The 23,019-nt window shown below is 52.6% G+C and carries 25 protein-coding genes; 9 read left to right on the plus strand and 16 right to left on the minus strand.

Annotated elements, in window-relative coordinates; all coding sequences use genetic code 11:
- Positions 1-29 precede the first annotated feature (29 nt).
- From ACAF76_RS16960 to ACAF76_RS16980, 5 genes are all read right to left on the minus strand, one after another.
- Entirely contained in the window at positions 30-1,313 is a 1,284-nt protein-coding gene (locus ACAF76_RS16960) for a TRAP transporter large permease (RefSeq protein WP_400162047.1), read from the minus strand.
- Position 1,314: 1 nt separating this feature from the next.
- Entirely contained in the window at positions 1,315-1,794 is a 480-nt protein-coding gene (locus ACAF76_RS16965) for a TRAP transporter small permease (RefSeq protein ID WP_400162048.1), read from the minus strand.
- 56 nt (positions 1,795-1,850) lie between these two features.
- Positions 1,851-2,885 carry a C4-dicarboxylate TRAP transporter substrate-binding protein gene (locus ACAF76_RS16970; protein ID WP_400162049.1) on the minus strand — a complete coding sequence of 345 codons (1,035 nt, stop codon included), beginning with the start codon at positions 2,883-2,885 and terminating at the stop codon, positions 1,851-1,853.
- Positions 2,886-2,999: 114 nt separating this feature from the next.
- Complete coding sequence (locus ACAF76_RS16975) at positions 3,000-3,950, minus strand: sugar kinase (protein WP_400162050.1); 951 nt, start codon at positions 3,948-3,950, stop codon at positions 3,000-3,002.
- Positions 3,951-3,992: 42 nt separating this feature from the next.
- Entirely contained in the window at positions 3,993-4,994 is a 1,002-nt protein-coding gene (locus tag ACAF76_RS16980) for a LacI family DNA-binding transcriptional regulator (protein WP_400162051.1), read from the minus strand.
- 256 nt (positions 4,995-5,250) lie between these two features.
- Here ACAF76_RS16980 and ACAF76_RS16985 point away from each other — a divergent pair, with 256 nt between their 5' ends.
- From ACAF76_RS16985 to ACAF76_RS17000, 4 genes are read left to right on the plus strand one after another with little or no spacing between them, the layout of a single operon-like run.
- Entirely contained in the window at positions 5,251-5,547 is a 297-nt protein-coding gene (locus ACAF76_RS16985) for an ArsR/SmtB family transcription factor (protein ID WP_400162052.1), read from the plus strand.
- A gap of 2 nt (positions 5,548-5,549) precedes the next feature.
- Complete coding sequence (locus ACAF76_RS16990) at positions 5,550-6,461, plus strand: SRPBCC domain-containing protein (RefSeq protein ID WP_400162053.1); 912 nt, start codon at positions 5,550-5,552, stop codon at positions 6,459-6,461.
- A gap of 33 nt (positions 6,462-6,494) precedes the next feature.
- Positions 6,495-7,073: a GNAT family N-acetyltransferase gene (locus tag ACAF76_RS16995; protein ID WP_400162054.1), complete on the plus strand. Its 579-nt coding sequence runs from the start codon at positions 6,495-6,497 to the stop codon at positions 7,071-7,073.
- A 36-nt stretch (positions 7,074-7,109) separates the two neighbouring features.
- Entirely contained in the window at positions 7,110-7,823 is a 714-nt protein-coding gene (locus tag ACAF76_RS17000) for an AAA family ATPase (RefSeq protein ID WP_400162055.1), read from the plus strand.
- Between the two features lie 159 nt (positions 7,824-7,982).
- Here the strand turns inward: ACAF76_RS17000 and ACAF76_RS17005 are convergent, their stop codons facing one another.
- Positions 7,983-8,573 (minus strand): hypothetical protein, encoded by a 591-nt coding sequence (locus ACAF76_RS17005; protein ID WP_400162056.1) that lies wholly within the window; start codon positions 8,571-8,573, stop codon positions 7,983-7,985.
- 386 nt (positions 8,574-8,959) lie between these two features.
- Between ACAF76_RS17005 and ACAF76_RS17010 the strand changes: the two genes are divergently transcribed.
- From ACAF76_RS17010 to ACAF76_RS17020, 3 genes are all read left to right on the plus strand, one after another.
- A complete protein-coding gene (locus tag ACAF76_RS17010) occupies positions 8,960-9,313 on the plus strand; it encodes a hypothetical protein (RefSeq protein WP_400162057.1) in 354 nt (117 codons plus the stop codon).
- 480 nt (positions 9,314-9,793) lie between these two features.
- Positions 9,794-10,480 (plus strand): hypothetical protein, encoded by a 687-nt coding sequence (locus ACAF76_RS17015; RefSeq protein ID WP_400162058.1) that lies wholly within the window; start codon positions 9,794-9,796, stop codon positions 10,478-10,480.
- Positions 10,481-10,484: 4 nt separating this feature from the next.
- A complete protein-coding gene (locus tag ACAF76_RS17020) occupies positions 10,485-10,958 on the plus strand; it encodes a hypothetical protein (RefSeq protein ID WP_400162059.1) in 474 nt (157 codons plus the stop codon).
- A gap of 253 nt (positions 10,959-11,211) precedes the next feature.
- On the opposite strand, the gene ACAF76_RS17025 is transcribed toward ACAF76_RS17020, so the two are convergent.
- From ACAF76_RS17025 to trmL, 5 genes are all read right to left on the minus strand, one after another.
- Positions 11,212-11,499 carry a YiaA/YiaB family inner membrane protein gene (locus ACAF76_RS17025; RefSeq protein WP_400162060.1) on the minus strand — a complete coding sequence of 96 codons (288 nt, stop codon included), beginning with the start codon at positions 11,497-11,499 and terminating at the stop codon, positions 11,212-11,214.
- 124 nt (positions 11,500-11,623) lie between these two features.
- Positions 11,624-12,781 carry a sporulation protein YhbH gene (yhbH, locus tag ACAF76_RS17030; protein WP_400162061.1) on the minus strand — a complete coding sequence of 386 codons (1,158 nt, stop codon included), beginning with the start codon at positions 12,779-12,781 and terminating at the stop codon, positions 11,624-11,626.
- Between the two features lie 66 nt (positions 12,782-12,847).
- Positions 12,848-14,746 carry a PrkA family serine protein kinase gene (locus ACAF76_RS17035; RefSeq protein ID WP_400162062.1) on the minus strand — a complete coding sequence of 633 codons (1,899 nt, stop codon included), beginning with the start codon at positions 14,744-14,746 and terminating at the stop codon, positions 12,848-12,850.
- Positions 14,747-15,226: 480 nt separating this feature from the next.
- A complete protein-coding gene (locus ACAF76_RS17040) occupies positions 15,227-15,952 on the minus strand; it encodes an HAD family hydrolase (protein WP_400162063.1) in 726 nt (241 codons plus the stop codon).
- A 58-nt stretch (positions 15,953-16,010) separates the two neighbouring features.
- On the minus strand, positions 16,011-16,478 hold the full coding sequence (gene trmL / locus ACAF76_RS17045) for a tRNA (uridine(34)/cytosine(34)/5-carboxymethylaminomethyluridine(34)-2'-O)-methyltransferase TrmL (RefSeq protein WP_400162064.1): 468 nt from the start codon (positions 16,476-16,478) through the stop codon (positions 16,011-16,013).
- Between the two features lie 188 nt (positions 16,479-16,666).
- On the opposite strand from trmL, the gene ACAF76_RS17050 reads away from it, so the two are divergent.
- A complete protein-coding gene (locus tag ACAF76_RS17050; protein WP_400162065.1) occupies positions 16,667-17,368 on the plus strand; it encodes a ferric reductase-like transmembrane domain-containing protein in 702 nt (233 codons plus the stop codon).
- 27 nt (positions 17,369-17,395) lie between these two features.
- Here ACAF76_RS17050 and ACAF76_RS17055 read toward each other — a convergent pair whose 3' ends face one another.
- The 4 genes from ACAF76_RS17055 to rnhA form a co-directional block, all read right to left on the minus strand.
- Complete coding sequence (locus tag ACAF76_RS17055; RefSeq protein ID WP_400162066.1) at positions 17,396-18,331, minus strand: amidase domain-containing protein; 936 nt, start codon at positions 18,329-18,331, stop codon at positions 17,396-17,398.
- Between the two features lie 116 nt (positions 18,332-18,447).
- Positions 18,448-18,996: a methylated-DNA--[protein]-cysteine S-methyltransferase gene (locus ACAF76_RS17060; RefSeq protein ID WP_400162067.1), complete on the minus strand. Its 549-nt coding sequence runs from the start codon at positions 18,994-18,996 to the stop codon at positions 18,448-18,450.
- 53 nt (positions 18,997-19,049) lie between these two features.
- Entirely contained in the window at positions 19,050-20,207 is a 1,158-nt protein-coding gene (gene queG, locus ACAF76_RS17065; protein ID WP_400162068.1) for a tRNA epoxyqueuosine(34) reductase QueG, read from the minus strand.
- Entirely contained in the window at positions 20,204-20,638 is a 435-nt protein-coding gene (gene rnhA / locus ACAF76_RS17070; RefSeq protein WP_400162069.1) for a ribonuclease HI, read from the minus strand. Before rnhA ends, queG begins: the two co-directional genes overlap by 4 nt.
- 104 nt (positions 20,639-20,742) lie before the next feature.
- On the opposite strand from rnhA, the gene ACAF76_RS17075 reads away from it, so the two are divergent.
- Entirely contained in the window at positions 20,743-21,426 is a 684-nt protein-coding gene (locus ACAF76_RS17075) for a B3/4 domain-containing protein (RefSeq protein WP_400162070.1), read from the plus strand.
- A gap of 23 nt (positions 21,427-21,449) precedes the next feature.
- Here the strand turns inward: ACAF76_RS17075 and ACAF76_RS17080 are convergent, their stop codons facing one another.
- A complete protein-coding gene (locus tag ACAF76_RS17080; protein ID WP_400162071.1) occupies positions 21,450-22,778 on the minus strand; it encodes a purine/pyrimidine permease in 1,329 nt (442 codons plus the stop codon).
- Between the last annotated feature and the right edge of the window lie 241 nt (positions 22,779-23,019).

Consider the following 23,019-nt stretch of genomic DNA (forward strand, 5'->3'; position numbering starts at 1 on the left):
ACCTCATTTTTGTTCAAACTGTTTGGTCGTCAGTACAGCAAGTTCGGCAGCCACAGCGAAATGCCCGGAATAAAGGCGATCAGCAGCGTGGCGATGATCAGCAGGGCGAGAAACGGAAAGCTGTGCTTGACGAAGTCTTCGATTTTCGTACCGGTAATCGCACTCGTTGCGATCATAATCGTTCCGACTGGCGGCGTCAGCGTCCCGATACTCAGGCACATGATAAAGAAAATCCCGAAGTGAACCGGGTCGATCTGATAGGCCTGAAGCATCGGCATGAACAGCGGCGTGAGGATGACCAGTGCGACGTTTCCTTCGACGAACATCCCGATCAGCAGCAGGAAGACCATCACGATCAAAAAGAACATCGTAGGGCTGGAGACGTATTCCAGCATGAAGCCGGTCAGCGTCTGCGGCACCTGCTCCAGCGTCAAGATCCAGCCAAAAGCCGAACCGGCAGCGATAATCAGCAGGATAGATGCCGATGTTTTCACCGTCTCGACAACCGCGATGACCATGTGTTTCATCTTCATTTCACGATAAATCCCCAGTCCCAGGAGCAGAGCGAACACGACCGCGATCGCTCCCGCTTCTGTCGCACTGAATATGCCGAAACGAATCCCGCCGATGATAATTACCGGAAGCATGAACGCGAGCAGAGCGTCTTTCAAGGAAAACACGAATTCCTTTGCCGTCGGCCAGCCGCGTGTTTCCGTTTCATAATTGCGCTTTTTGGCAATGTAATGAACATACAGCATGTAGATCACGCACAGCACCAGTCCCGGCAAAATCCCGGCCATAAACAGCTTCCCGATCGACACGTTGCCGACGAAGCCGTACATAATCATCGCGATGCCCGGGGGTAGAATTGGCGTGATCAGGGAGGAGGCAGCCGTCAAAACGGTGGCAAACGATTTGGGATAGCCTTTCTTCTCCATCTCCGGCACCAGGATCTTGGAGCTCATGGCTGCATCCGCTACGTTGGAACCGGAAATTCCGCCCATCATCGTGCTGAGCAGGACATTCACCTGACCGAGACGGCCCGGCAACGGCTTGGTAACGACTTGCGCAAAATTCAGCATACGCTGCGTGATTCCCGTGTAGTTCATCAATATCCCTGCGGCGATAAAAAATACGATGGCAAGCAAAGGAACCGATTCGATCCCTCCGACCATTCGCTGGATCAAAATCGCATCAGGGACGCTGTCATTAAACAGGATGTAAAAGGCGACGCTGCCTGCCAGGGCAAACGAAATGGGGATGTCAATAAACAGCAAAACCAGCAAGACAATCAGGGTCAATGTGAGCAGCATACTAGGCGTTTTCCCCCTTCCCGGCAGATTTCCTCGAACGAATCAGAAGGATCGTGTAGTGAATGGCCGCAAGCAGTCCGCCAAGCGGCACAGCCATGTCGATGTATTGATAGCTAATTCCCAATATCGGCGTAAGTTTGCTTGCTGCCTGGGCTGTCAATTGATAGCCGAAGCCTACGAAGATTCCGAGCAGCACGAAGTAAATCACGACCACTTTTACGGCACGGACAAAACGGGCAGCAGGCTTTGGCAGCTTGCGCACGAAGTAGTCGACACCAATGTGGCCATTGTCTTTCATAGAGGAGCTCAATCCGATAAACACCATCCAAATCAACAGCCCCAGCGTCACTTCCTCTGCCCAGCCTATCGGGTTATTGAACACAAAGCGGGCAACTACGTTGAAAAACGTCAAGAAAATGACCCCGGCGCAGGCGATTCCGGCAATTGCATCATCAACGAAATACAGCCATTTTTTCACCATTTATTCCCTCCTGTATGAAAGGGGGGCCTTCGCCGAAGGCCCCTTTAAATCCAGCCCTACTGCCGGTTTTTCAGCAGTTCTTGAACGGTGTCGTAAAGGTTGGGAGACCATTGCGGGAATGCATCGTACACGCTTTTGGTTTTTTCCTTAAACGCGTTCAGATCCACTTCCGTTACAGTGACACCCTGTTGCTTGAATTCTTCCAGTACCTTTTCCGATTGCTCATTCGTGATTGCTTTTGCGTATTCTCCAGCTTCGTCACCGGTTTCTTTCAGGATTTGCTGCAGATCTTCCGGCATGGTGTCAAAGAACGCTGTACCAGCCACCCACGGGCTGATAATTTTTGTATGCTCGGTCAATGCCAGGTATTTGGCTACTTCATTTGTCTTGGAACCTTGCAGAACCGGCAGTGGATTTTCAGCGCCGTCGATCAGGCCTTGCTGGAGCGAAGTGTAAACCTCAGCCAGCGGCATCGGTGTCGGTGTCGCTCCCATCGCTTCAAATGTCTTGGTGTAGATGTTGCTGTTTGGCACGCGGATTTTCATCCCGCTCAAATCTTCCGGTGTTTTCACTTCTTTTACGGTCATCAGGTGGCGATGGCCGTACAGTGTATTGGTCGTCACTACTTCCAGCCCTTTTTCACGCAGGTCGGAGCGCAGTCCGTCGAACCACTCTGTCGTCGTCAGGTAGAAAAGGTCATCTGTGCTGTCCGTCAAATACGGAGCGGTAAAGATCCCCATGTCGGGAACGTAGTCCATCAGGAAGTCGTAGCCTGTCAGGATGACGGTGTTGTTCCCCATCATCGCCTGCTCGATCACGTCTTTTTCAGAGCCGAGCTGCGAGCTTGGGAACAGCTTCAGTTCCAGGCGGCCGCCGCTTTTTTCCTCGGCGAGCTCTTTCCATTTGTTGGCCTGCTGGTCGATTGGCTCGCCGGGCTGGTTGCCGTACGCGATATTCACGACGATCTTCTCGCCGCTGCCACCCGTCTCACCGCCCGGAGCAGCGGAATTGCCGCCGGAGGAACATGCTGCAAGCGACAGAGCTGTTACCACAGAAAAAATCACTTTTGTCCATTTGGTGCTTTTTTTCATGTTTCATTACCCCTCTTACTTGTTTATTTTGTATTTTGTTGAAAGCGTTTACGAGGAATCGATTGAAATCCCCCCGAGCTGATGTTTCCCGAGGAAATTTACGCTGACCGTCGTTTAACGCTCAATTCGCTTTTTATGGCCGAGGTAAACCTCGATCTCATCCAGATAAGGCAAGCCTTCGTTGTCACCGCGTACGCCTACGACGATCGAGCCGATCAGGTTGGCCAGGTGCAGCGATTGCTGCAAATCCCATCCTTGCAACAGGCTGTACAGATAGCCTACGGCAAAACCGTCACCTGCTCCGACCGTATCGACGACGACCGGTGCGGGGATCGCCGGATGATGCAGGACTGCGCCATCGCGGCAGCCGACCGCTCCTCGCTCGCCCTGCTTGATGATGACGTGGTCGACGCCCAGCTTCGCAAATCGGGCGAACACTTCAGCAGGCTCCGATGTCCCGACAAGCAGCTCGGCTTCTTCTTCGCCGGCCAGTACCACATCGACGTACGGCATCAGCGCAAGCAGTGTTTCCCGCGCTTCGTCCGGCGTCCACAGCTTCAGGCGGATATTCGGGTCAAAAGTGACCAGCACGCCGTTTTTCTTCGCCAGTCGGACGAGATGCAGCAGCACATCGCGATTGGATTCGGTAACGGCCGGAAACACGCCCGATACGTGCACAATCTTGGCCTGCGCCACATACGATTCGTCGATCTGCTCCGGACGCATCGTCGCGGTCGGCGAATTTTGGCGGTAGTAGTACGAACTGGCTCGTCCATCGTCAAACATTTCTTTGAAATACAGGGAGGTCGGACAGCCATCGACCATTTGCACATGTGTGGTGTCGATTCCCTCGCCGCGGACAACCTGCCGAATGTAGTGGCCGAATTCATCATTTCCCAAGCGGCTGATCCAGCCTGCCCTAAGTCCCAGGCGGGCACAGCCCATGGCCACGTTCAGTTCGGCACCGCCCACTTTTTTCTCGAAGGTATGGACGAATCTCAACCTCCCTGAACTCATAGGGGTCATCGCTACCAGGGCATCCCCTATTGTGATTACGTCTAGCAATGTGATCTCTCCTTACGTCTCCTCATCCCTTACTTCGTCTGCTCAGGTCGATTCCCGAATGATGATCGTCGGCGTAAACCGCCGCACTTCCTTTTGCTCCTCGTAAGATCCCTTGATCTGTTCCAGCAGCTTCTCCGCAGCCTTTTTGCCCATTTCGAAAGCAGGCTGGGCAATCGTCGTCAGCGCAGGATGGTAAATGCCGGAGAACGACACTTCGTCGATCCCGATGAGTGCCACCTGCTGCGGGATGGACAAATCACGTTTTTTGGCGAACTTCAAGATTTCCATAATCGTCAAGTCGTTGCCGGCGATCAGCGCTTCCGGGGGTTCCGGCAAGCGAAACATCTCGTCGAGCACCGCTTCCATCCTGCTCACATCGACACCCGTGTAGTACTCTTCGAGAACCGGCAGCCCGTGCTTTTTCAACGCCTTTTTATAGCCCGAAATCCGCTCGATACGCGGTGTGATATTCGTCTCGAGGGAGGTGGTCAGCATGCCGATCCGTTTGTATCCGTTTTCAACAAGGTGATCAACTGCCAGCTCGGACGCTTTTTCGTTATCCAACAAAAAGCTGTCTACTTGCAAATCGTGTACGAGACGGTCGACGAACAAAAGCGGATACTGTTCCTTTACCATGCTCTCGTACAAAGCCATGTTTCCACCTGTCGGAAAGACGATCAGTCCGTCGATCTGCTTGGCTCGCAACATTTCGATGTACTCTCTCTCCTGTTGCGGGTTGTCGTCGGCATTGCAGACGATGACGTGGAAATTGGCCTCGCGACAGACGTCTTCGATCGAACGAATCACTTGGGTTGAAAACGTGTGCAAAATATTCGCTACGATGACGCCGATCGTTGATGTTTGCTTTTGCTTCAAACTTTTGGCAACGTAATTCGGCTTGTAGCCCAACTGTTGGATCGCATCCTGGATGCGGAGCTTGGTCTCTTCGCTCATGTAGTCATACCGATTGTTGATGTACTGGGAAACCGTACTCTTCGAAACATTCGCCAGGGCAGCTACATCTGCCATCGTGACTGGTTTCATAGAACACCCCTTCTCGTTTCTCTCTCCTAAATCGGTTTACTAAATCGGTTTATTAAATAATAAACGAGGTTATTGTAAAAAATCAATCTAATTTTCGAAATGATTTGGAAAGCAGATTCCCTCATACGCCGTCAACCGCTACATGCCAACGATTTGCCAATTATATCTTGACAGTTATATAACATAACGGAAATATAAGGAGAGAACTTCTGCATAAAGAAGGGATGGATCGACGTCGACAATGAGACAAGGTAGTGTGTTTGATGTACTGGCCGAACCAAATCGCCGCCATATCCTCGATCTCTTGCTTCTCAAGGAGCGTTCGGTCGGGGAGCTGGTCGAGCAGTCTCATTTGAGCCAGCCCGGGGTGTCCAAGCATCTGCGCATTTTGCGCGAGGCTGGACTGGTCCAAGTCCAGCGGCGCGGCCAGACCCATATCTATCGCCTGTGTCCGGAACCGCTCGCCGAGATGGACAACTGGCTACTGCCGTACCGGAAATTCTGGTCCAAAAAGCCGGACAATCCGGAAACATGGTTACATGAGGAGGAGTAGATATGCTTGGAAGAGTCGAACAAGTGGATGGAGGGTACGTGGTTCGTTTTATCCGTCATCTCAATCACTCCCTGGAAAAAGTATGGGCAGCGATTACAAGCCCCGACATGGTCGCCCAGTGGCTGACGGCTGAAACAGAGATCGAGCTGGCAGCAGGCGGCAAGGTGGGATTCCGCTTTGGCAACACAGGGGATGTAGCGAGCGGTGCGATCACGCAGGTCAATCCCCCGACCCTGATCGAATATACCTGGAACAGCCCCGACGCAGGACAGTCTGTCGTGCGCTGGGATTTGTCGGCGGAAGGAGAAGGCTGCCTGCTCATCCTCAGCCACACTTTTCTGGGCGCATACGACCTGCCGCGCATGCAAGCTGGTTGGCACGTCCACCTGGAGATGCTGGATGGAGCGCTGGCGGACAACCCTATCGCATTCCCCTGGAATCGCTGGGAGGAGTACCACGACAAGTACCGCAGCATGCAGGCAGAAGCCCCGTCTTCCTCCCCGGCCGCACGCATCGTCCGGCAGTTGGAAGCCGCTCCCGAGCATGTCTTCCAGGCCTGGATCGATCCCGAACAAGTAAAACAGTGGATGTTTCCCCAGGATGAAATCGTGCAGACCGCAATTGACGCGCGTGTCGGCGGCAGCTTCTCCTTTGTCGTCCGGCGCGACGACGCATTAATCGAACATATCGGGACGTACCTGGAAATCGATCCTCTCCGGCGGCTCGTATTCACCTGGGCGACCGTCGATGACCTGCCGGATGCCGATGAGGTAACCGTCGAAATCGTACCGTCGGGAACAGGCTCAGCGCTCACGCTTACCCACCGGATGCATCCCAACTGGAGCGAATACGCGCCGCATGCGGAAAAAGCATGGAATTCGATGCTGGATGCGATGGCTGGAACATTGGAATAAGTGAAAAGAAAAAGCAAAGACAGGAGAATGATTATGCCTTTTTCCGGCCGTCCCGTCGAAGGGGAACATATCAGGCTGCGATATGCCCGTCTGGATGATGTAGAAGCGTATGCTGCCTTTTTGCAGGATGAAGAAATGAATCGTCTGACAGGCTCGCAAACGGAATTTTCACGTAAAGACATAGAGGAATGGTTGCGCAAAATCAGTATCGTAAACAGCGGGGAACGCGTCGATTACATGATTGTCGAGAAATCCTCCGGTATGCTTGTCGGAGAGGTTGTGCTCAATGAAATGGACACCGTCAACCGCAGTGCCAACATCCGCATCGGCATCCAGGGCAGCACATTCAGAGGCAAAGGCTACGGTACCGAGGCGATGCTGCTCATGCTGCGCGTAGGATTTGTTTCATTGAACCTGCACCGCATCCATCTCGGGGTCTACACATTTAATCCGAGAGCAATCCACGTGTACGAAAAAATCGGCTTCAAACGGGAAGGCGTTCAGCGCGATGTCTTGTTCGCAAACGGGACGTTCCATGATATGGTAATGATGTCCATGCTTGAAAACGAGTTTTACGAGAGGTACGGTAAGGAAGAACCGGCGTGGGGGTAATCATTTTGTACATTCTTGAAAGCAAGGGGGGTCCTCATGTTCCTTCGCGCTCTGTCACTCGAACCATCACCCGCTTCCCCATCCGACAGGTACCCGTTTACGATCCCGGCTTTGCGCAGTCTGGAGACGATTGAATTTACGAGTCGGGTTACGTTTTTCGTCGGGGAAAACGGCACGGGCAAGTCCACCCTCCTGGAAGCGATCGCCTACCAGTGCGGATTCCATGCCGCGGGTGGCGGCAGAAACAACAGCTACCGGGTCGATCAGCTAGAGCTACCTGCTCTCGGCAATCACATTCGCCTTTCCTGGCTTCCCAAGGTGTCCAACGGCTTTTTCTTTCGGGCCGAGACGTTCTACCAATTTTCCTCTCATCTGGAATCGGCGCGGGGAACTTTGGACTACTACGGAGATTCTTTCAAGGAACAGTCGCACGGAGAGTCGTTTTTTTCGCTGTTTGCCCATTGCTTCGGGAAACGGGCCATTTATTTGCTGGACGAGCCCGAGGCGGCACTCTCCCCTGCCCGTCAATTGGCCATGCTGCGGCTGCTCAAAGATTTCGAAGACGAAGCACAGTTTATTATCGTGACTCACTCGCCCATTTTGCTCGCCTATCCCGGAGCCCAAATCCTGAATTTTGATTCCGCTCCGCTCTCGGAGATCGCGTATGAACAAACGATGCACTATCAAATTACGAAGCGCTTTTTTGACAACCGTACATCCATGCTGGCCGACTTGTTCGCTGACGACTAGTATCGAAAATACTGATCAAGAGATTGCTTGCGGACAGAGCCGACGATCTGAAAGAGCCGCAGGAGTAACCGTGAACAGCAAAAACCCGCCCCTCTTCCTTTGGGGCGGGTAGCTGTGTGTGATGCGCAAACTGTGGCATCGCGGCTTTTTATGGCTCGCTCAGAAAAAATCCTGGAGACTTTTCAGCTTTGGCTTCTCGATTTTTTTGCCGTCTTTCTTCTCCGCTTCCGCCACTTCCCACACGTTGGTTATTTCCCCTTCTGCGTTCATACTGACTTGCCTTTGCGGATTGAGTTGCAGCCAATAGATGTAATTTTCACCCGTTTCCAATTGCTTAAACGTGAGAAAGGCGCGCGAGCCATCTTTGTGTACAAAGAGTCCGGGCATGAAGTCTCCGGTCTGAATATCTTGCACCACCGCCTCCAGAGCAGCTTTTTTCAAGAGATAGGAGTGCGTCGGAGATGTGATTTCCTTGATATTCTTCGATGCTTCATGCAGGCTGTAATAACTGAACTCGCTTGCATCGATCTCGAAAGATCGGAAGGCATCCTGATAGCTTGCGAGCAATACCGCTTCGATTTCTTGATCTACATAATCGCTCCATGCTTTTTCTTTTGTTGTTTCAGCTTTACACTCATGATAGGACGGCTGAGAATTACTTGAATTCGCTTCTGTGTTCCCGTACCCGGCTCCCAAAACAAGTGCAGCAGCAAAGAAAGACGTCATTCCCAGAGCTTTGCGCACTTTCATCATTTTCTCCTCTCGTTTTGATAGAATGCGATATTTACTACCGGCTTATCGTTACACCGGATTCAATTTTATCCCACCCCATCCATTATTATCAAATTTTTTCTTTTACGAAAGCCAGTACACGACAGCCCAAAATACGCTGGAGCAGCAAGAAGTCGCCCTGCAAAAACTCCAGGCCGGGGCTACAGCGGAGGAACGCAATCAAGCTGTCTTGCCGACGGAGAAAGCCCAAACTGCCGTCAAACAGGCAGAACAGCTCAAGGATGAGATTGCCAACAGCCTATACAACATAGACCTCCTTTACAAACAAAAAGACGCCTTGCAAGTCCAATTGGAAACACTGCATACGCAAAAAGAACGACTCGTCCGTCGGCAAGCTGAAAGCGATGGGCATGACAGACCTGCAGGCAATGGGGACGCTCAACGGCCTGTCCTTGCAGCAGCAAATGCTCTACAACCCCACGAATGACGCGATGAACATTGGTGTGATCGGGTTTGTGAATACGAATTTTATTTCCCTGCTCACGGCGGCGACGATTACGATTGTGCCTCGCCTCCGAAGAATGCGCGGCGGTGAACTGAGCCACTTCGCCACTGAATTGGGCATCTACCTGATTATGACTGCCATCCTGATTTTAGGAATCTCTCTCATGGCCTGGCGGGAGATTCGCGCATCGCGCAAGGCAGCCCCAACCGAAGAAGCGAGCGTCCAACCGGAGCCAGCCGCCCAGACCGGGTAAAGCTAGCTGCGTACGCACATAAAAAACAACCCAGCAAGCCGTCTCCCTCTCATTACGGCTTGCTGGGCGCAGAAATTTTCCCATAAGTCAGACCTTTTGACTTGTGGGACTTTCTTTTCTACATCGCAAAATAACTGTGGCATTGACCTAGTTATACCCAAAGTTTTTTTGACATATTCCGGTCATGCAGAATCCCCTTGTTGGACTCTCGAACGAATCGACTGTTGGGTAGTGCTCAAGCTTTTATCGTGGGGAGGCACTCGCTCATCATACACTAGAGCAAAGGTTGAAAGGTATATGATTTCTGGTGGCAAACTTATCTTTGCAGGTCACTTTACATGCATTACCAAAATACCGACAAATAAAACTATGATAGTTTAGATATGGAAAGAAATTCAATTTTCTATCATTTTATAATTTACAAATAATTGAAAATATGGTAATTATGTAATGTGTAGTGTTCGAAGGGGGTTGTTGTAATTGAAATTAACAACAAGGTTATCTTTACTAACCTTAATTGCTGCAATTTCATTATCTGCTTCAACAGGATTAGCCGCATCACACCGTACGCACTACGATAAGTTTTTCTTCTACGACAAGTGGCCAAGGGCAAATAACGGAACAGTTTATATTGATTACCATTACTCTGCCAATGGTAACTATGATTATTCAGATGAAATCAAAGATGCATCAGATTCATGGGAAAACATCGATTATTCACCATTTGTGATATCCAAAACTTCAAAAAAATCAAGAGCAAATTTAATTGTTACGAGTGATGATTTTGGCGATACAGGATGGTTGGGAAAAGCCTATTACAATAGAGACCCAAAAGAAATTCGATTAAATGAGTGGTATCACGCCAACAGCCCTGTAGATGGCCATAGGTTCAGATATTCCTGTTATGAGAATACAATGCTGCACGAATTTGGACATACACATGGTTTAGATCACTACGATTGCCCAGACGAGGTTATGAATACATTTCATACTCATGTCTTCACTCCAAATGACGGTGATGTTCAAGGAATAAAAGATAGGGGTGGATTCAGTGAAGAAAGTAATTCTAATTGCTGGATTTTTAGCAGTAATCGGCTCCGGTTTTGTGGGATACAATTATCTCAAAGACAACAGCGTCTCCTCAGCCCAATTGGTAGAATACTATGAGGATATGGATGAATTGTCGGCTTCTTCACCTTTCGTGATTTCTGGTTCAGTGGCTGATGATACAGAAAGTATCGTTTATAATGATGTGACATTTCACATCACGAAGATTACGATTAACAAATTGTATAGAGGTATGGATAGCGTATCAGAAGGTGATACAATTACGTTATTACAAACGGATATTCTTGAAGATCCTCTTGTGGAAGAGAGGAAAGAACTGATACTTTTTTTAAAAAAATATCAAGGGCCAGTGATAGATAATGCCTATCGAATTGTCGGCTTAAAACAAGGCCACTTTACACTGAACAGTGATGGAAAAGTATACCCTATATCGGTTAACTTAGCTAAGAGTTCCCATGCCAAAGATCGTGAATCCAGTCTTGTGGGGGTAGAGGCAGAAACAGCATCTGGAATTCCGCTAGAAGAGTTAGTGGAAATTATTGACAGTACCAGCTACAATCCTCCCCAAAATCGTTAACAGTCGTGAATCGAAAAACCCGCCTCCGCTAGATGTGGAGACGGGTTTACCTCTCTCTGGCGGGAGATTCGCGCATCGCGCAAGGCAGCCGCAACCGAAGAAGCGAGCGTCCAACCGGGGCCAGCCGCCCAGACCGGGTAAAACTAGCTGCGTACGCATATAAAAAACAACCCAGCAAGCCGTCTCCCTCTCATTACGGCTTGCTGGGCGCAGCTTTGTGCAGTCGCCCCGCTCTCCTCTCCCTCACGAAAAGCTACTTCGGCGCATCCTTTTCCGCTTTCGATACCTTCAGGTTAAATTCGCGCTCCTGCTCTTCGATAATCGCTTTGTCCTCTTCATTGTCCCGCACCACTTTTTGCGTCAGGATCGCCCCTACTGCCACGAGCAGCATGCAGGCGATGTAATACCCCTTTTCATTCAGCTCCAGCGTCGTTGCATTGTACAGACCGATGGAAAACAACAGCACCCCTGCACCCAGGGTAAAGTACGCGAGGAACGTAAAAGCTGGCGTATTGCGCCTGCGATGTTTTTGCGGATACATCGGTAAACCTCCTCATCGATATCGTCCCTACAGTGTATTTTTTTGCCCCGGTTATATAACCCGCGCGCTTCCATTCCGCAAAAAAAACCAACCGGACGATTGTGCGCCCGGTTGGTTGTGATTTTTACGTAGCGACTTCCTTTTTCCCAAAAAACGTCCGAAGCGCTTTGTACACCTCGCCCTTTTCGCGGATCACGCAGTGCATGAACTTCGGCTCCTTGATATGCCGGTAAGCCGACATCAGGGTGCTGTGCCGGTTGTACTGGTTGACTTCTCCGTAGCCAAACATGTTGCAGCGTTCTATCAGTTCCTTGACCAGCTTCACGCAGCGTTCGTTGTCCGAGGTGAGGTTGTCGCCGTCGGAGAAGTGGAAGGGATAGATGTTGTACTGCGACGGCGGGTAACGGCTGTCGATGATCTCCAGCGCCTTTTTGTAGGCCGAGGAACAGATCGTTCCGCCGCTCTCCCCTTTGGAGAAAAAGTTTTCTTCGTTTACTTCCTTTGCGTCCGTATGATGGGCGATAAACACAATCTCGACCTTCTCGTATTTGGTGCGCAGGAAGCGGAGCATCCAGAAGAAAAAGCTGCGGGCAATGTACTTTTCGAACACGCCCATCGAGCCTGAAGTGTCCATCATGGCGATAATGACCGCATTGGAGTGAGGCTTGATGATGTCCTCCCACGTCTTGAAGCGCAGGTCCTCGTCTGTAATCCCCAGCTCCAGATCGCTGTAGCCGGCCAGCCCGTTGCGGCGGATGGCGGCGATTAGCGTCCGTTTTTTATCGATATTGCCCATCAAGCCTTTTTTGCGGACGTCGTTGAAGCGCGTCTCCTCGATGACGATCTGGTCCTCGTCTTTTTGCTGCAAATTGGGCAGCTCCAACTCGGCGAACAGCATTTCCTCCAGCTCTTCCACGCTGATCTCCGCCTCGTAATAATCCAGACCGGGTTGGTCCCCCGCTCCTTGTCCTTTGCCGGGTGCTTGCGCCTGGTCGCCGTCCTGGGCTACGACATCTCCTACCTTGCTGTTTCCCTTTCCCTGGCCGCCGTGCTGGCCTTTTTGAAAGTTATAGCGAAAGCGATACTCATCCAGCGAACGAATCGGGATTTTGATCACTTCCCGACCTTTGGACATGATGATGCTTTCTTCACTGACCAGATCGGGAAGATTTTTCTTGATCGCTTCTTTTACCTTTTCCTGGTGGCGAGTTTGGTCCTGGTACCCTTTGCGGTGCAGCGACCAGTCTTCCCGGGAGACAATGAACGATGTCTCATCTTTCATGCCGTCTCCTCCTAGCAACTGGCGCAATCTGCGCCGAATGTATGATGCGAATGCTTCGCGCCCTCGTTATCTGTTGAGCAGGCTGCCGACGTAGCGCAGCAGTTCGTTGGCGCATACCGGGCAGTACTGATGCTCCTCGATCAGCCGTTTGGTCACCTCATTGATCTTTTTCAGTTGGTGTTCATCCGGCGTTTTGTTGGAAGTGGTGATTTTCACGACGTCTTTCAGGTCGGCAAACAGCTTCTTCTCGATCGCTTCGCGCAGCCTGTCGTGTGTGCTGTAGTCAAAACGCTTCCCTTTCCGCGCATAGGCAGAAATGCGGATCAGGATTTCTTCGCGGAACGCCCGTTTGGCGTTTTCGGATATGCCGATCTGCTCCTCGATGGAGCGCATCAGACGCTCATCCGGGTCCATCTCCTCGCCCGTTACGGGATCCCGCAGTTTGTTCATATTGCAGTACGCCTCGACGTTGTCGAGGTAGTTATCCATCAAGGTTTTGGCCGACTCTTCGTAGCTGTAGACGAACGCTTTCTGCACTTCCTTCTTGGCCAGCTCGTCGTACTCTTTGCGGGCGATGGAGATGAAGTTCATGTACCGCTCCCGCTGCTCCTTGGTGATCGACGGATGCTGGTCGAAGCCTTCCTTGAGCCCGCGCAGAATGTCCAGGGCATTGATGCACTCCGTATCGCGGCGGATCAGGGCACTGGAGATCCGGTTGATCACATAGCGTGGGTCAATTCCCGACATCCCCTCATCGGCGTGTTCATTGCGCAGCTCTTCCAGATCGGAGCCCTTGAAGCCTTCCACCGATTCCCCGTCGTACAGCCGCATTTTTTTCAGCAGATCTGCTCCCTGCTTTTTCGATTCCTTCAACCGGGTCAAAATCGAGAAGATCGCCGCTGAACGCAGGGCATGCGGCGCGATATGCACGTGGCCGAGATCAGACTGCTTGATCAGCTTGGCATAAATCTTTTCCTCATCGCTGACCCTGAGATTGTAGGGGATCGGCATGACGATAATACGCGACTGCAGCGCCTCGTTTTTCTTGTTGGCGATGAACGCTTTGTACTCCGATTCGTTTGTATGCGCGACAATCATTTCATCAGCCGAAATCAGCGCAAAACGGCCCGCCTTGAAATTGCCCTCCTGAGTGAGCGACAACAGGTGCCAGAGAAATTTTTCATCGCATTTCAACATTTCCTGAAATTCCATCAAGCCGCGATTTGCCTTGTTCAGCTCGCCGTCAAAGCGATACGCGCGCGGGTCTGACTCCGAGCCGTACTTGGTGATCGTGGAAAAGTCGATGCTTCCCGTCAAGTCGGCAATATCCTGCGATTTCGGGTCGGACGGGCTGAACGTCCCGATCCCTACGCGATTGGCTTCGGAGAACAAAATACGGCGAACCGGGAAATTTTCAATGCGTCCCCCGAATTCCTCCTCCAGCCTCATCCGGTTGTACGGCGTCAGTTCCCCTTCGATCTTGATGCCCAGCTCTTCTTCAATCTCCGGGCGCAGCTCGCGGGGGATCAGGTGCAGCGGTTCTTCCTGCATCGGGCAGCCGTCCAGGGCATAGACAGCTCCTTCGTCCGTTCGCGAGTATTCCTCCAGCCCGCGCTTGAGCAGCGTGACAAGTGTCGACTTGCCGCCGCTGACCGGTCCCATCAGCAGCAGGATGCGTTTGCGTACATCGAGACGCCGGGCAGCCGAGTGAAAATATTCCTCCACCAGCCGCTCAATGGAACGGTCCAACCCGTAAATCTCCTTGCCAAAAAAGCGATACGAACGAGAGCCATCCTCGTTTTCTTCCACACCAGCACTTTTGATCATGTTGTAAATGCGCGAGTGAGCTGTCTGGGCAATTTGCGGATTTTTACGAACCAGTTCCAAATATTCGGCAAATGTGCCTTTCCACATCAATTTTTCTTCTCGGGCCCGATGTTCCGCTATGCGTTTTACAATATCCATCTTTTCTGTCACTCCTCCCTCATAAGCCCCTCTCTCTTTCCCCTACGACAATGTATTCTCCAGTATATGTCCGTCTGCTGTCGTACATTCTTCCTGTACAGCGGTGCAAGGCAATTTCGAATGGGCTGACAGATGCAGCCTTTTCATATGTGTATGCAAGCTGTCTTCGCAAGTTTCGGGTATCTTCACGGCAGCATTCCGTGGAAGGAGAGAAAATTTACCTGTATCCGCATCGATTCCTCTTTTATCTCTTTTGCAAAATGGGCAGGCTACGCTATAATGGGGGTAGTTTGGTGTCGAAAGGAGGAGTCCAACATGGGTACGTTTATCGTAGGGTTGGTCTTCGCATCTTTTGTCTTCTTCATTCTTACAGCAGGTTACGACAAGGACAAAACCTGGAACCTGTAAGTCTGATGGACTCCCAGTAAAAAAGCAGGCTGCCTCTTTTCGGGCACCTGCTTTTTTCGTGGCTGTCGGCGGTCAGCGGGCAAATACGCCGCTGCGCTCGGCAATCGCCGTATGCAATTGTTCCAGCGTTCCCCGCTGATCGACCGGATACTGCGGCTCGCCGCGATCCTCCAGCCAGTTCGTGACGAGGAATGTCTTCATACCGACCTGGGAGGCGACCATATCCTCCTGCATGTGATTGCCGACCATGATACAGTCTGCCGGCTGTACGCCCAGCTTTTCGCATATCTCCAGGTAGTAGCCGGGATTGGGCTTGGTGTAGTGCGACTCTTCGTATACCGTCACCAGGTCGAACTCATCTGCTTGCATGTCGATCCAGGACAGACGGGAATGGATGGCATCCCGCGGAAATACCGGATTCGTCGCCACGACGACGCGGTAGCCTTGCGCTTTGGCCGTCTCCACGATCTTTTTGGCCCACGGCGAAGGATAGGTCAGGTGGGACAAGCCGGGAAACACATCCCGATAAAAAGCCTCAAACAGCGGCCACAGCTCTTCCTTCTTCCACTCGCCATGCTTCAGTACATAGTCCATGAACACCTGCTCATTCGTTTTCTCGGGCTCCTGGCTGACAATCATCGCCTTCGTCGCTTCCCAGATCAAACCGAGCAGCTGTTTCGTGTCGACGCGATCTCCCACGTGTTTGCCCAATTCCTTCAAGTATTCCTGAACGAACGTCTCCGTCTTCATTTCCAGCAACGTACCGTCCAGATCAAACAAAATCGTCTGTGCGCTCATCGTATTACGCTCCTTTTTTTCGCAGTCGCCAACAGGTCAGGCTCGTCCCTTTCGATCGTCACTTCAGACCGGGGAAGCCCAACTGTCGCAAGCCTTCAAACAGAACAATCGCCGCGCAATTGGAGAGATTGACAGACCGGGTCGCGCCGCTCATCGGAATCCGGATCGTCTGCTCGCGGTAGCGGTTGGTCAATTCTTCCGGCAGGCCTGTCGTCTCCTTGCCCAAAATAATGTAATCTCCGTCGCGGAAGGAAACATCGGTGTACAATGTCTCTCCCCACGTCTCCACGAAATAAAACGTGCCTCCATCCCCCTGCAGCTCGGCAAAATGCTCGAAGCTCTCGTAGTGATGGACCTGGACAGCGTGCCAATAGTCCAGTCCCGCCCGTTTCAAATAGCGGTCTTCCGTCGAAAAACCGAGCGGATGAATCAAATGCAAATGAGCACCGGTCGCCGCGCAGGAACGGGCAATATTTCCCGTGTTGGCGGGGATCAACGGCTCGTGCAAAACAATGTGCAACGGCATGGCAGCAAAAACTCCTTATGTACCGAACTTCAATCCAACATTCCTTATTATACCGAAACTGATGTGACGATGACCACCCTGGCAGGCGGCAAAGCACACTTGCCTGTGACAAAATCGGGTCAGCCGCATCAAAAACGAGAGTGTTTTCCGCACAGCCGCAAAACTACCTTCGGGAGAGTGAGTAACACATGAGAGAAATTCATGCCGTTCGCCTGTACACGTACATCGTCTGTCTCGTATTGCTTGTCCTGACCGCACTGTGGATCAAGCCGCAGTATGCCGCCTTTCCGCCGCTGGAAACGTGGAGCATGATCCTCGGCTATCTCGCCTATGTATGTATCGCAATCACGCTGTTGATCGGGCCGATCCGTCCGTGGCTGCCGAAGCGCTGGACTGCGCACAGCCAGTACCTTCGCCGCGATCTGGGGATCCTGGCCGGACTGGCGGCGATCGCTCATGTGCTCCTGGTGTTCATTCTGTTTTCCGGTGAGCACCGGCTCATGCTGATCAATAGCGGCGCCAATCCGCCAAACAGCATCCTGTCCTTGTTCATTCATGTCTATCCTGGTGAAGAAACAGCCCTCTACCCTAACTGGTCGCTCGTCGGTATCGCCAACTACCTGGGACTGGCAGCCCTGCTGATCGTGCTGTGCCTGTGGCTTACTTCCTCCGACAAGGCGACGAGCTGGCTCGGCGCTCCTGCCTGGAAACGTCTCCACATGGGCAATCCGTTTCTGTTTGTTCTGGTCGTCTTTCACGCTCTTATCTACGTCCATTCGATTAAAGGAAATCCCCACAGCTTTGCCGACTTCCTCTGGCTCGCGGCGATTGTCGCGGCGGTGCGAAGCATTTCCTTTGCAAGAACAATTCGGGCACGACACAAGCGATAATCGGGTCGCGCCCCACACGTTTTTCTCCTACGTCCCGCGAATATGAAAAAATGCGTAGCGAATATTGGGCGTGTACGCGGTCGAATCTTCGTACTTCCAGGGACGCAACTGGCTGTTGGAGGAACGCGCGTTGACCAGCGGCATGTTGGAAGCATCCCTGGCGACGACAATCGTATTGTGCTGAAACCGGCCATTGCCGTCGAAGTCATAGCAAATGACGTCGCCAGGCTGCAATTCCTCCACCGTGCTTTTTTGCTCCGCATACATGGGCGCCTTGCCTGACTTGAGCAGCAAATACAGACTGTGCGCCACCGACCAACTGTAGCTCCACACGCTCGTCTTGCCCGGCCGCATCCACCAGCCCTTCGTCTTTTCATTGGCGTACACCATCGGAATTCCTCCCGCATGCAAACACTGCGAGATGAAATTGGTGCAGTCGTCGTTGAAGCGCGGATAGGCCGGATTGGCCGAATTCCAATGCCTGTGGGCGTAAGCGACAGCCCGTTCGCGGTCGTAGCCTGGCTTGCGCTGGACGTTTGCTGCAGGCTGGATTGTTTCTTGCGAAGCGGTATTTCGCTCCTCGTCCTCTTCATTCAGCTCGTAAATGTGTTCGATCGACCACGCTTCCCCTGCCTTTTTGATCTGAATGACAAACAGGCGGCTGTTTTCGTCCAGCTTGCGTTGTTCTCCCACTCGCGAATGTCGCCAGCCTTTCCAGGAAAATACGGCCTGAATATCGGTTTCCCTCTCCAGCCAGCCTATCGGCACTACCTGCCCGCTCACGGCGAAAATGACCTCTTCCTGCTCCGCCCTTTTCCCGAGCCTGCTGACCAGACGCTGCCATTCCGCTGTCTCCATCCATCCCTGATTGGCAAAAAAAGAAGCCAGACGCTCGTATTTTCCGTCCATCCACGACCAGTGGAGAGCATCAAAAAACGATTGAATAAATCCCCTCCAGTCCATCCCCGCTCCTCCCTCTTCTCGATATTCTTTTGGCGTAAAAAAACACTCCGCCCTTTTCTTACATAGCCATATGTTCGAAGCAGAGGTTTCAGAAGAAAAAGAAAAGCCATCCGCGACTAACGGATGGCTGTACGGGATGTATGGTGATCGGGCAGCGCCACTTTTTCCAGCTTAAGCAAGTATTCCTTGATCGGCAAACCTCCACCGTACCCGACCAGGGCACCATTGGAGCCGATGACACGATGGCAGGGGACCACGATCGGAATCGGGTTGCGGTTGTTGGCTCCGCCGATTGCCCGGACCGCTTTGGAAGCCCCGATGGCCAGCGCAATATCCTTGTACGAACGCGTCTGGCCGTACGGAATCCTGGTGAGCTGCGTCCAGACTTCCTTTTGAAAAGGCGTCCCGTGCAGTACGAGCGGCAGTTCAAACTCGCGCCGTTTGCCTGCAAAATACTCCTGCAACTGTTGCTTGGCCTGCTGGTTCATCGCTTCATCGGGCACGGGATGGACACCGAGAAAATTCTTCTTGCACCAGCGCTGCAACGCCGCAACACTATCCTGCTCTTCCCCGAATTCGATGAAGCACAAGCCTTCCTCCGTCGAAGCGAGCAACAGCGCTCCGATCGGCGAATCCATCGTCGTATACCCTACTGCCAGTGTCATCCGCCCCAATCCCCTTCCGTCTATTAATTTTCGATATAAACGCAATGTGTGTGCTACACGGCTGTCTGTTCACCCAGCAACTTGATTCCTTTTTCTATTTCTGTCACGACTTCGGCGCTCTGTTCCGCTTGGCGCGCCCGCTCCAATGCTTCCCTGGCCTGTTCGCCACCGATCTTGCCCAGTGCCCAAGCGGCAGTCCCGCGAATAACCGGGCGCGGATCACTCTCAAGCAGGCGGATCAAAGCCGGGACGGCAGTGCGATCCTTGAAATGGGCCAAAGCCAAAATCGCATTTCGCTGGATCGGCTTTTTCCCTCGCCACGATGAAGACGAGAGGCCGAATTTTTCCTTGAATTCCTTGTTGCTCATATCCAGCAGCGGAACGAGCAACGGCTTGGCCACTTCCGGGTCGGGGATAAATTCGCTGTGGTGGGTAACATGAATCCCCCTGTTTTTCGGGCATACGGTCTGGCATGTGTCGCAGCCGTACAGGCGGTTGCCGATTTTTGCCCGAAACTCGTCCGGAATGAAGTCCTTCACCTGTGTCAAATAGGCGACACAGCGCTGCGCATTCAACTGCCCGCCCTGCACCAGAGCGCCTGTGGGACAGGCATCGACGCACTTGTTGCAGTCGCCGCAGCCTTCTTCTATCGGCTGGTCGGGCGGAAGCGGCAGATTGGTAATCAGTTCGCCCAGGTAGACCCACGATCCGTACTCCGGCGTGATCAGGGCGCAGTTTTTCCCTACCCAGCCAAGCCCGGCCCGCTCGGCCACAGCCCGGTCGGAAAGCGCTCCAGTATCGACCATCGACTCGATCCTCGCTCCCGGTTCAAGCTCTACGAGAAAACGGCTGAGCTTGTCCAGCTTCTCGCGCAGGACGTGATGGTAATCCGTTCCCCAGGCTGCGCGGCAGAGAATGCCGCGGTACGCACCCGGCTCCGACTTGGGCGGATTCTCCAGCTTGGACGGATAGGCCAAGGCGATGGAGATGAGCGAGCGCGCTCCCGGAAGCAACAGCTCCGGCTCCGTCCGCTTGTCCAGATCGGGCTCCTCGAAGCCTGATTCGTACCCTTTCTCGCGATGTTCGACCAGTCGCTCCCGCAGTTCCGTAAACGTGTCTGCGGCGGCAAAGCCGATCTTGTCTATTCCGATTTCCTTGGCATATGCACGTATCGCCTGCTTCGTCTCTTCCCAGTACTGGAGGTCTCTCACAGTTGCTTTACCGCTCCTGTGGCCAGCTCGTCGCAACGGTTGTTCCACTTGTTGTCGGCATGGCCTTTGACTTTGACGTACTCCACTTGGTGAATGTCCATCAGACGAAGCAGTTCCTTCCATAAATCCTGGTTTTCGACCGGCTGTCCCTTGCTGTTTTTCCAGCCGTTTTTCAGCCAGCCTTTGTACCAGCCCTGATTAAAGCAGTTCACCAGATAGGCGCTGTCGCTGTGCAGCGTGACCTTGCACGCTTCCTTGAGAACGCGGAGAGCCTCAATCGCTGCTGTCAGCTCCATCCGGTTGTTCGTAGTCTCCCGTTCGGCTCCGGACATTTCCTTGATGTGCTGGCCATACATCAGCACTGCACCCCAGCCGCCGGGTCCCGGATTTCCCGAACAAGCACCATCGGTATATATGATTACTTCGCGCATGTTTCCAGGCCTCCTGTTCTCTTTTATTGTAACGAACATTAGTCGCTTCCACAAAAATATTTTGTTATACTACCAAAAATAGGTCTTTCAAGGAGGGACATACGATGACTGTACGGCTGGACTCTTCTGTAACCGATCGTCTTCCCGGCTTGTCCCTGGGCATTTTACATTATACGGATGTCGCTGTGGCGGATTCCCCGAAAATGCTGCAGGGACGCATCAACTATTTTGTCGAGAAACTCCGCCTCGATTACGAGCTCTCCCGCCTGACAGATGTGGAGGGCATTGCCGAATGGCGCTCCTGTTTCAAGCAGCTCGGGATCGACCCATCGCGTTACCGTCCTTCCTCGGAAGCGCTTTTGCGTCGGCTGCTGCAGGGAAACCCGTTTTTTTGGATCAACAGCGCCGTTGACGTCAATAACTTTTTCTCCGTGCTGTACGCTCTCCCCTGCGGGATTTACGACCAGGACAAGCTCGACGGGGACGTGCTGTGCCGGATCGGGCAAGCCGATGATCGCTACGAAGGCTTGAACGGACGCGAGGTGCACATGGAGGGCAAACTGCTCTTGTCCGATGCCACCTCCGCTTTCGGCAGCCCCATCGTCGACTCCACGCGTTCCTGCGTGACCGAAGCGAGCCGCAATCTGATGCAGGTGATCTTCTTTCACGAGCAGCTTCCCGCAGCCAAAAAAGACGAGATTCTCGGTTCGGTCGGCCGCATGTTTACCGAGATCAATGGCGGCAATCTGGAACAATCGTATATTGCCTCTGCCCCTGCACTGCGCTAGGAGCTATGCAAAAGACGGCCTTTTTACAGATGGCCGTCTTTTTGTGGTTGTGTATTTTCACGTTGGCGAAACACGACATGTTCGAGCACGAGACAGACGATGACGCCGAGCAGCAAACCGTTTCCAAACAGGAAGCTGAACAGCGGCGGCATGCTTTGCCAAGCGGTCGCCGGCACGAACATGATGCCGATCCCGACCAAAAGAGAGCTTCCCCCTACCGTCAGCGTCCGCTCATCCATCGGCAAGGAGGCGAAGTCTTTCAAGCCGAAGCCGAGCAGTTTGGTATAGGTGATAAACAGCGCGGCGTATGCCACAGGCGTCGGGATTGCCGCGAGAAAATGCGAGACGGCCGGGAATACCCCGATCAACATGATGACGCCCATCGCCACGAAAAAAGGCAGGCGGGCGGCTACCCTGCTGGTCTGGATGACGGCTGCCGCGAGCGACAGCGGAATCATCCCCACGACGCCGGACAGACCCGAGAGGATGTGCGAAACACCGGTGAACACACCGCCGCGGTTGTACTGCTTCGCACTCGGCTCGGTATTCGTCGCTTTTCCCATGACGACGATACTGGTGACCAGGTTGGTCAAGAGTACAAAGCCTGTCAGCATGCTGGTCAGCACGACACCCCAATCCCAGCGAGGCGTTCCCCAAAAGAACAGCGACGGCATGGAAATGAACGCGTCAGCAGGTCTGACCGGTTCTGTCCAGCCCATGATCGCGTAAAACAGCCAGCCGCCGACCATTCCGAACAGTACCGCGAAGCTGGAGAGACGCTGAATCCGCATCAGCCAGATGACGACCGCGACAATCGCGACCGAGACGACGGCAATGACGGGATTTACTTCTGTAGCATGGGCATATCCGATTCCCAGCATACCGCCCAGCATATTGCTGCACAAGGAGACTGCGAGCAAGATCATGTACGTTCCCGTCACGAGCGGAGTAAACCACTTTTGCAGCTTGTCGATCCAGCCAGCCAGGCCGAGAACGAGAAACAAAAGCCCCGCCATGATCAGACCGAGCTGAAACGATTGCCCGATCTCTTTGGGATGCAAGCCGATACTCGTGCCGATCTGCGCCAAAATAACAAAAATGCCCCACCATAGTCCGGCCGGACCTTCCATCATCGGGTAGCGATGCCCGATCCATACTTGAAGCAAGGAAGCGAGCCCGATAAAAAATAATGTCTGCTGCATCAAATTCCCGATCTCGTCGGGCTGCAAGCCGTATATATCGCCAATCATCAAAGGCACGGCGACACTGCTGGAAACCGTAACAATCACCCATTGCAAGGCGGTCAGTACCGTCGCAATGAGAGGCGGCTTGTCGTATAGTCCGTATTTCATCGGGAACACCTTGCTTTCTTTTCGCTGAACATAACGACTTGTTCAAGTATACTCCTCCCTGAAAGCGACGGTCAATTCCTAAAGACATTGTCAATTGCGGAGGCATAATTTTACATTATTTTGGCTGTTACTGTACAACTGTCACAATACATGCAGTTCCAGATTATGCAGCTTGGTCAAGTGTAACTGCAGATGTAACAGGTAGCTTTTCAAACTTCTTCAATTCTTACAAAGTTATTTA

Origin of the sequence: Brevibacillus sp. TJ4 (genome assembly GCF_044627595.2) — a bacterium.
Classification (GTDB): Bacteria; Bacillota; Bacilli; order Brevibacillales; family Brevibacillaceae; genus Brevibacillus.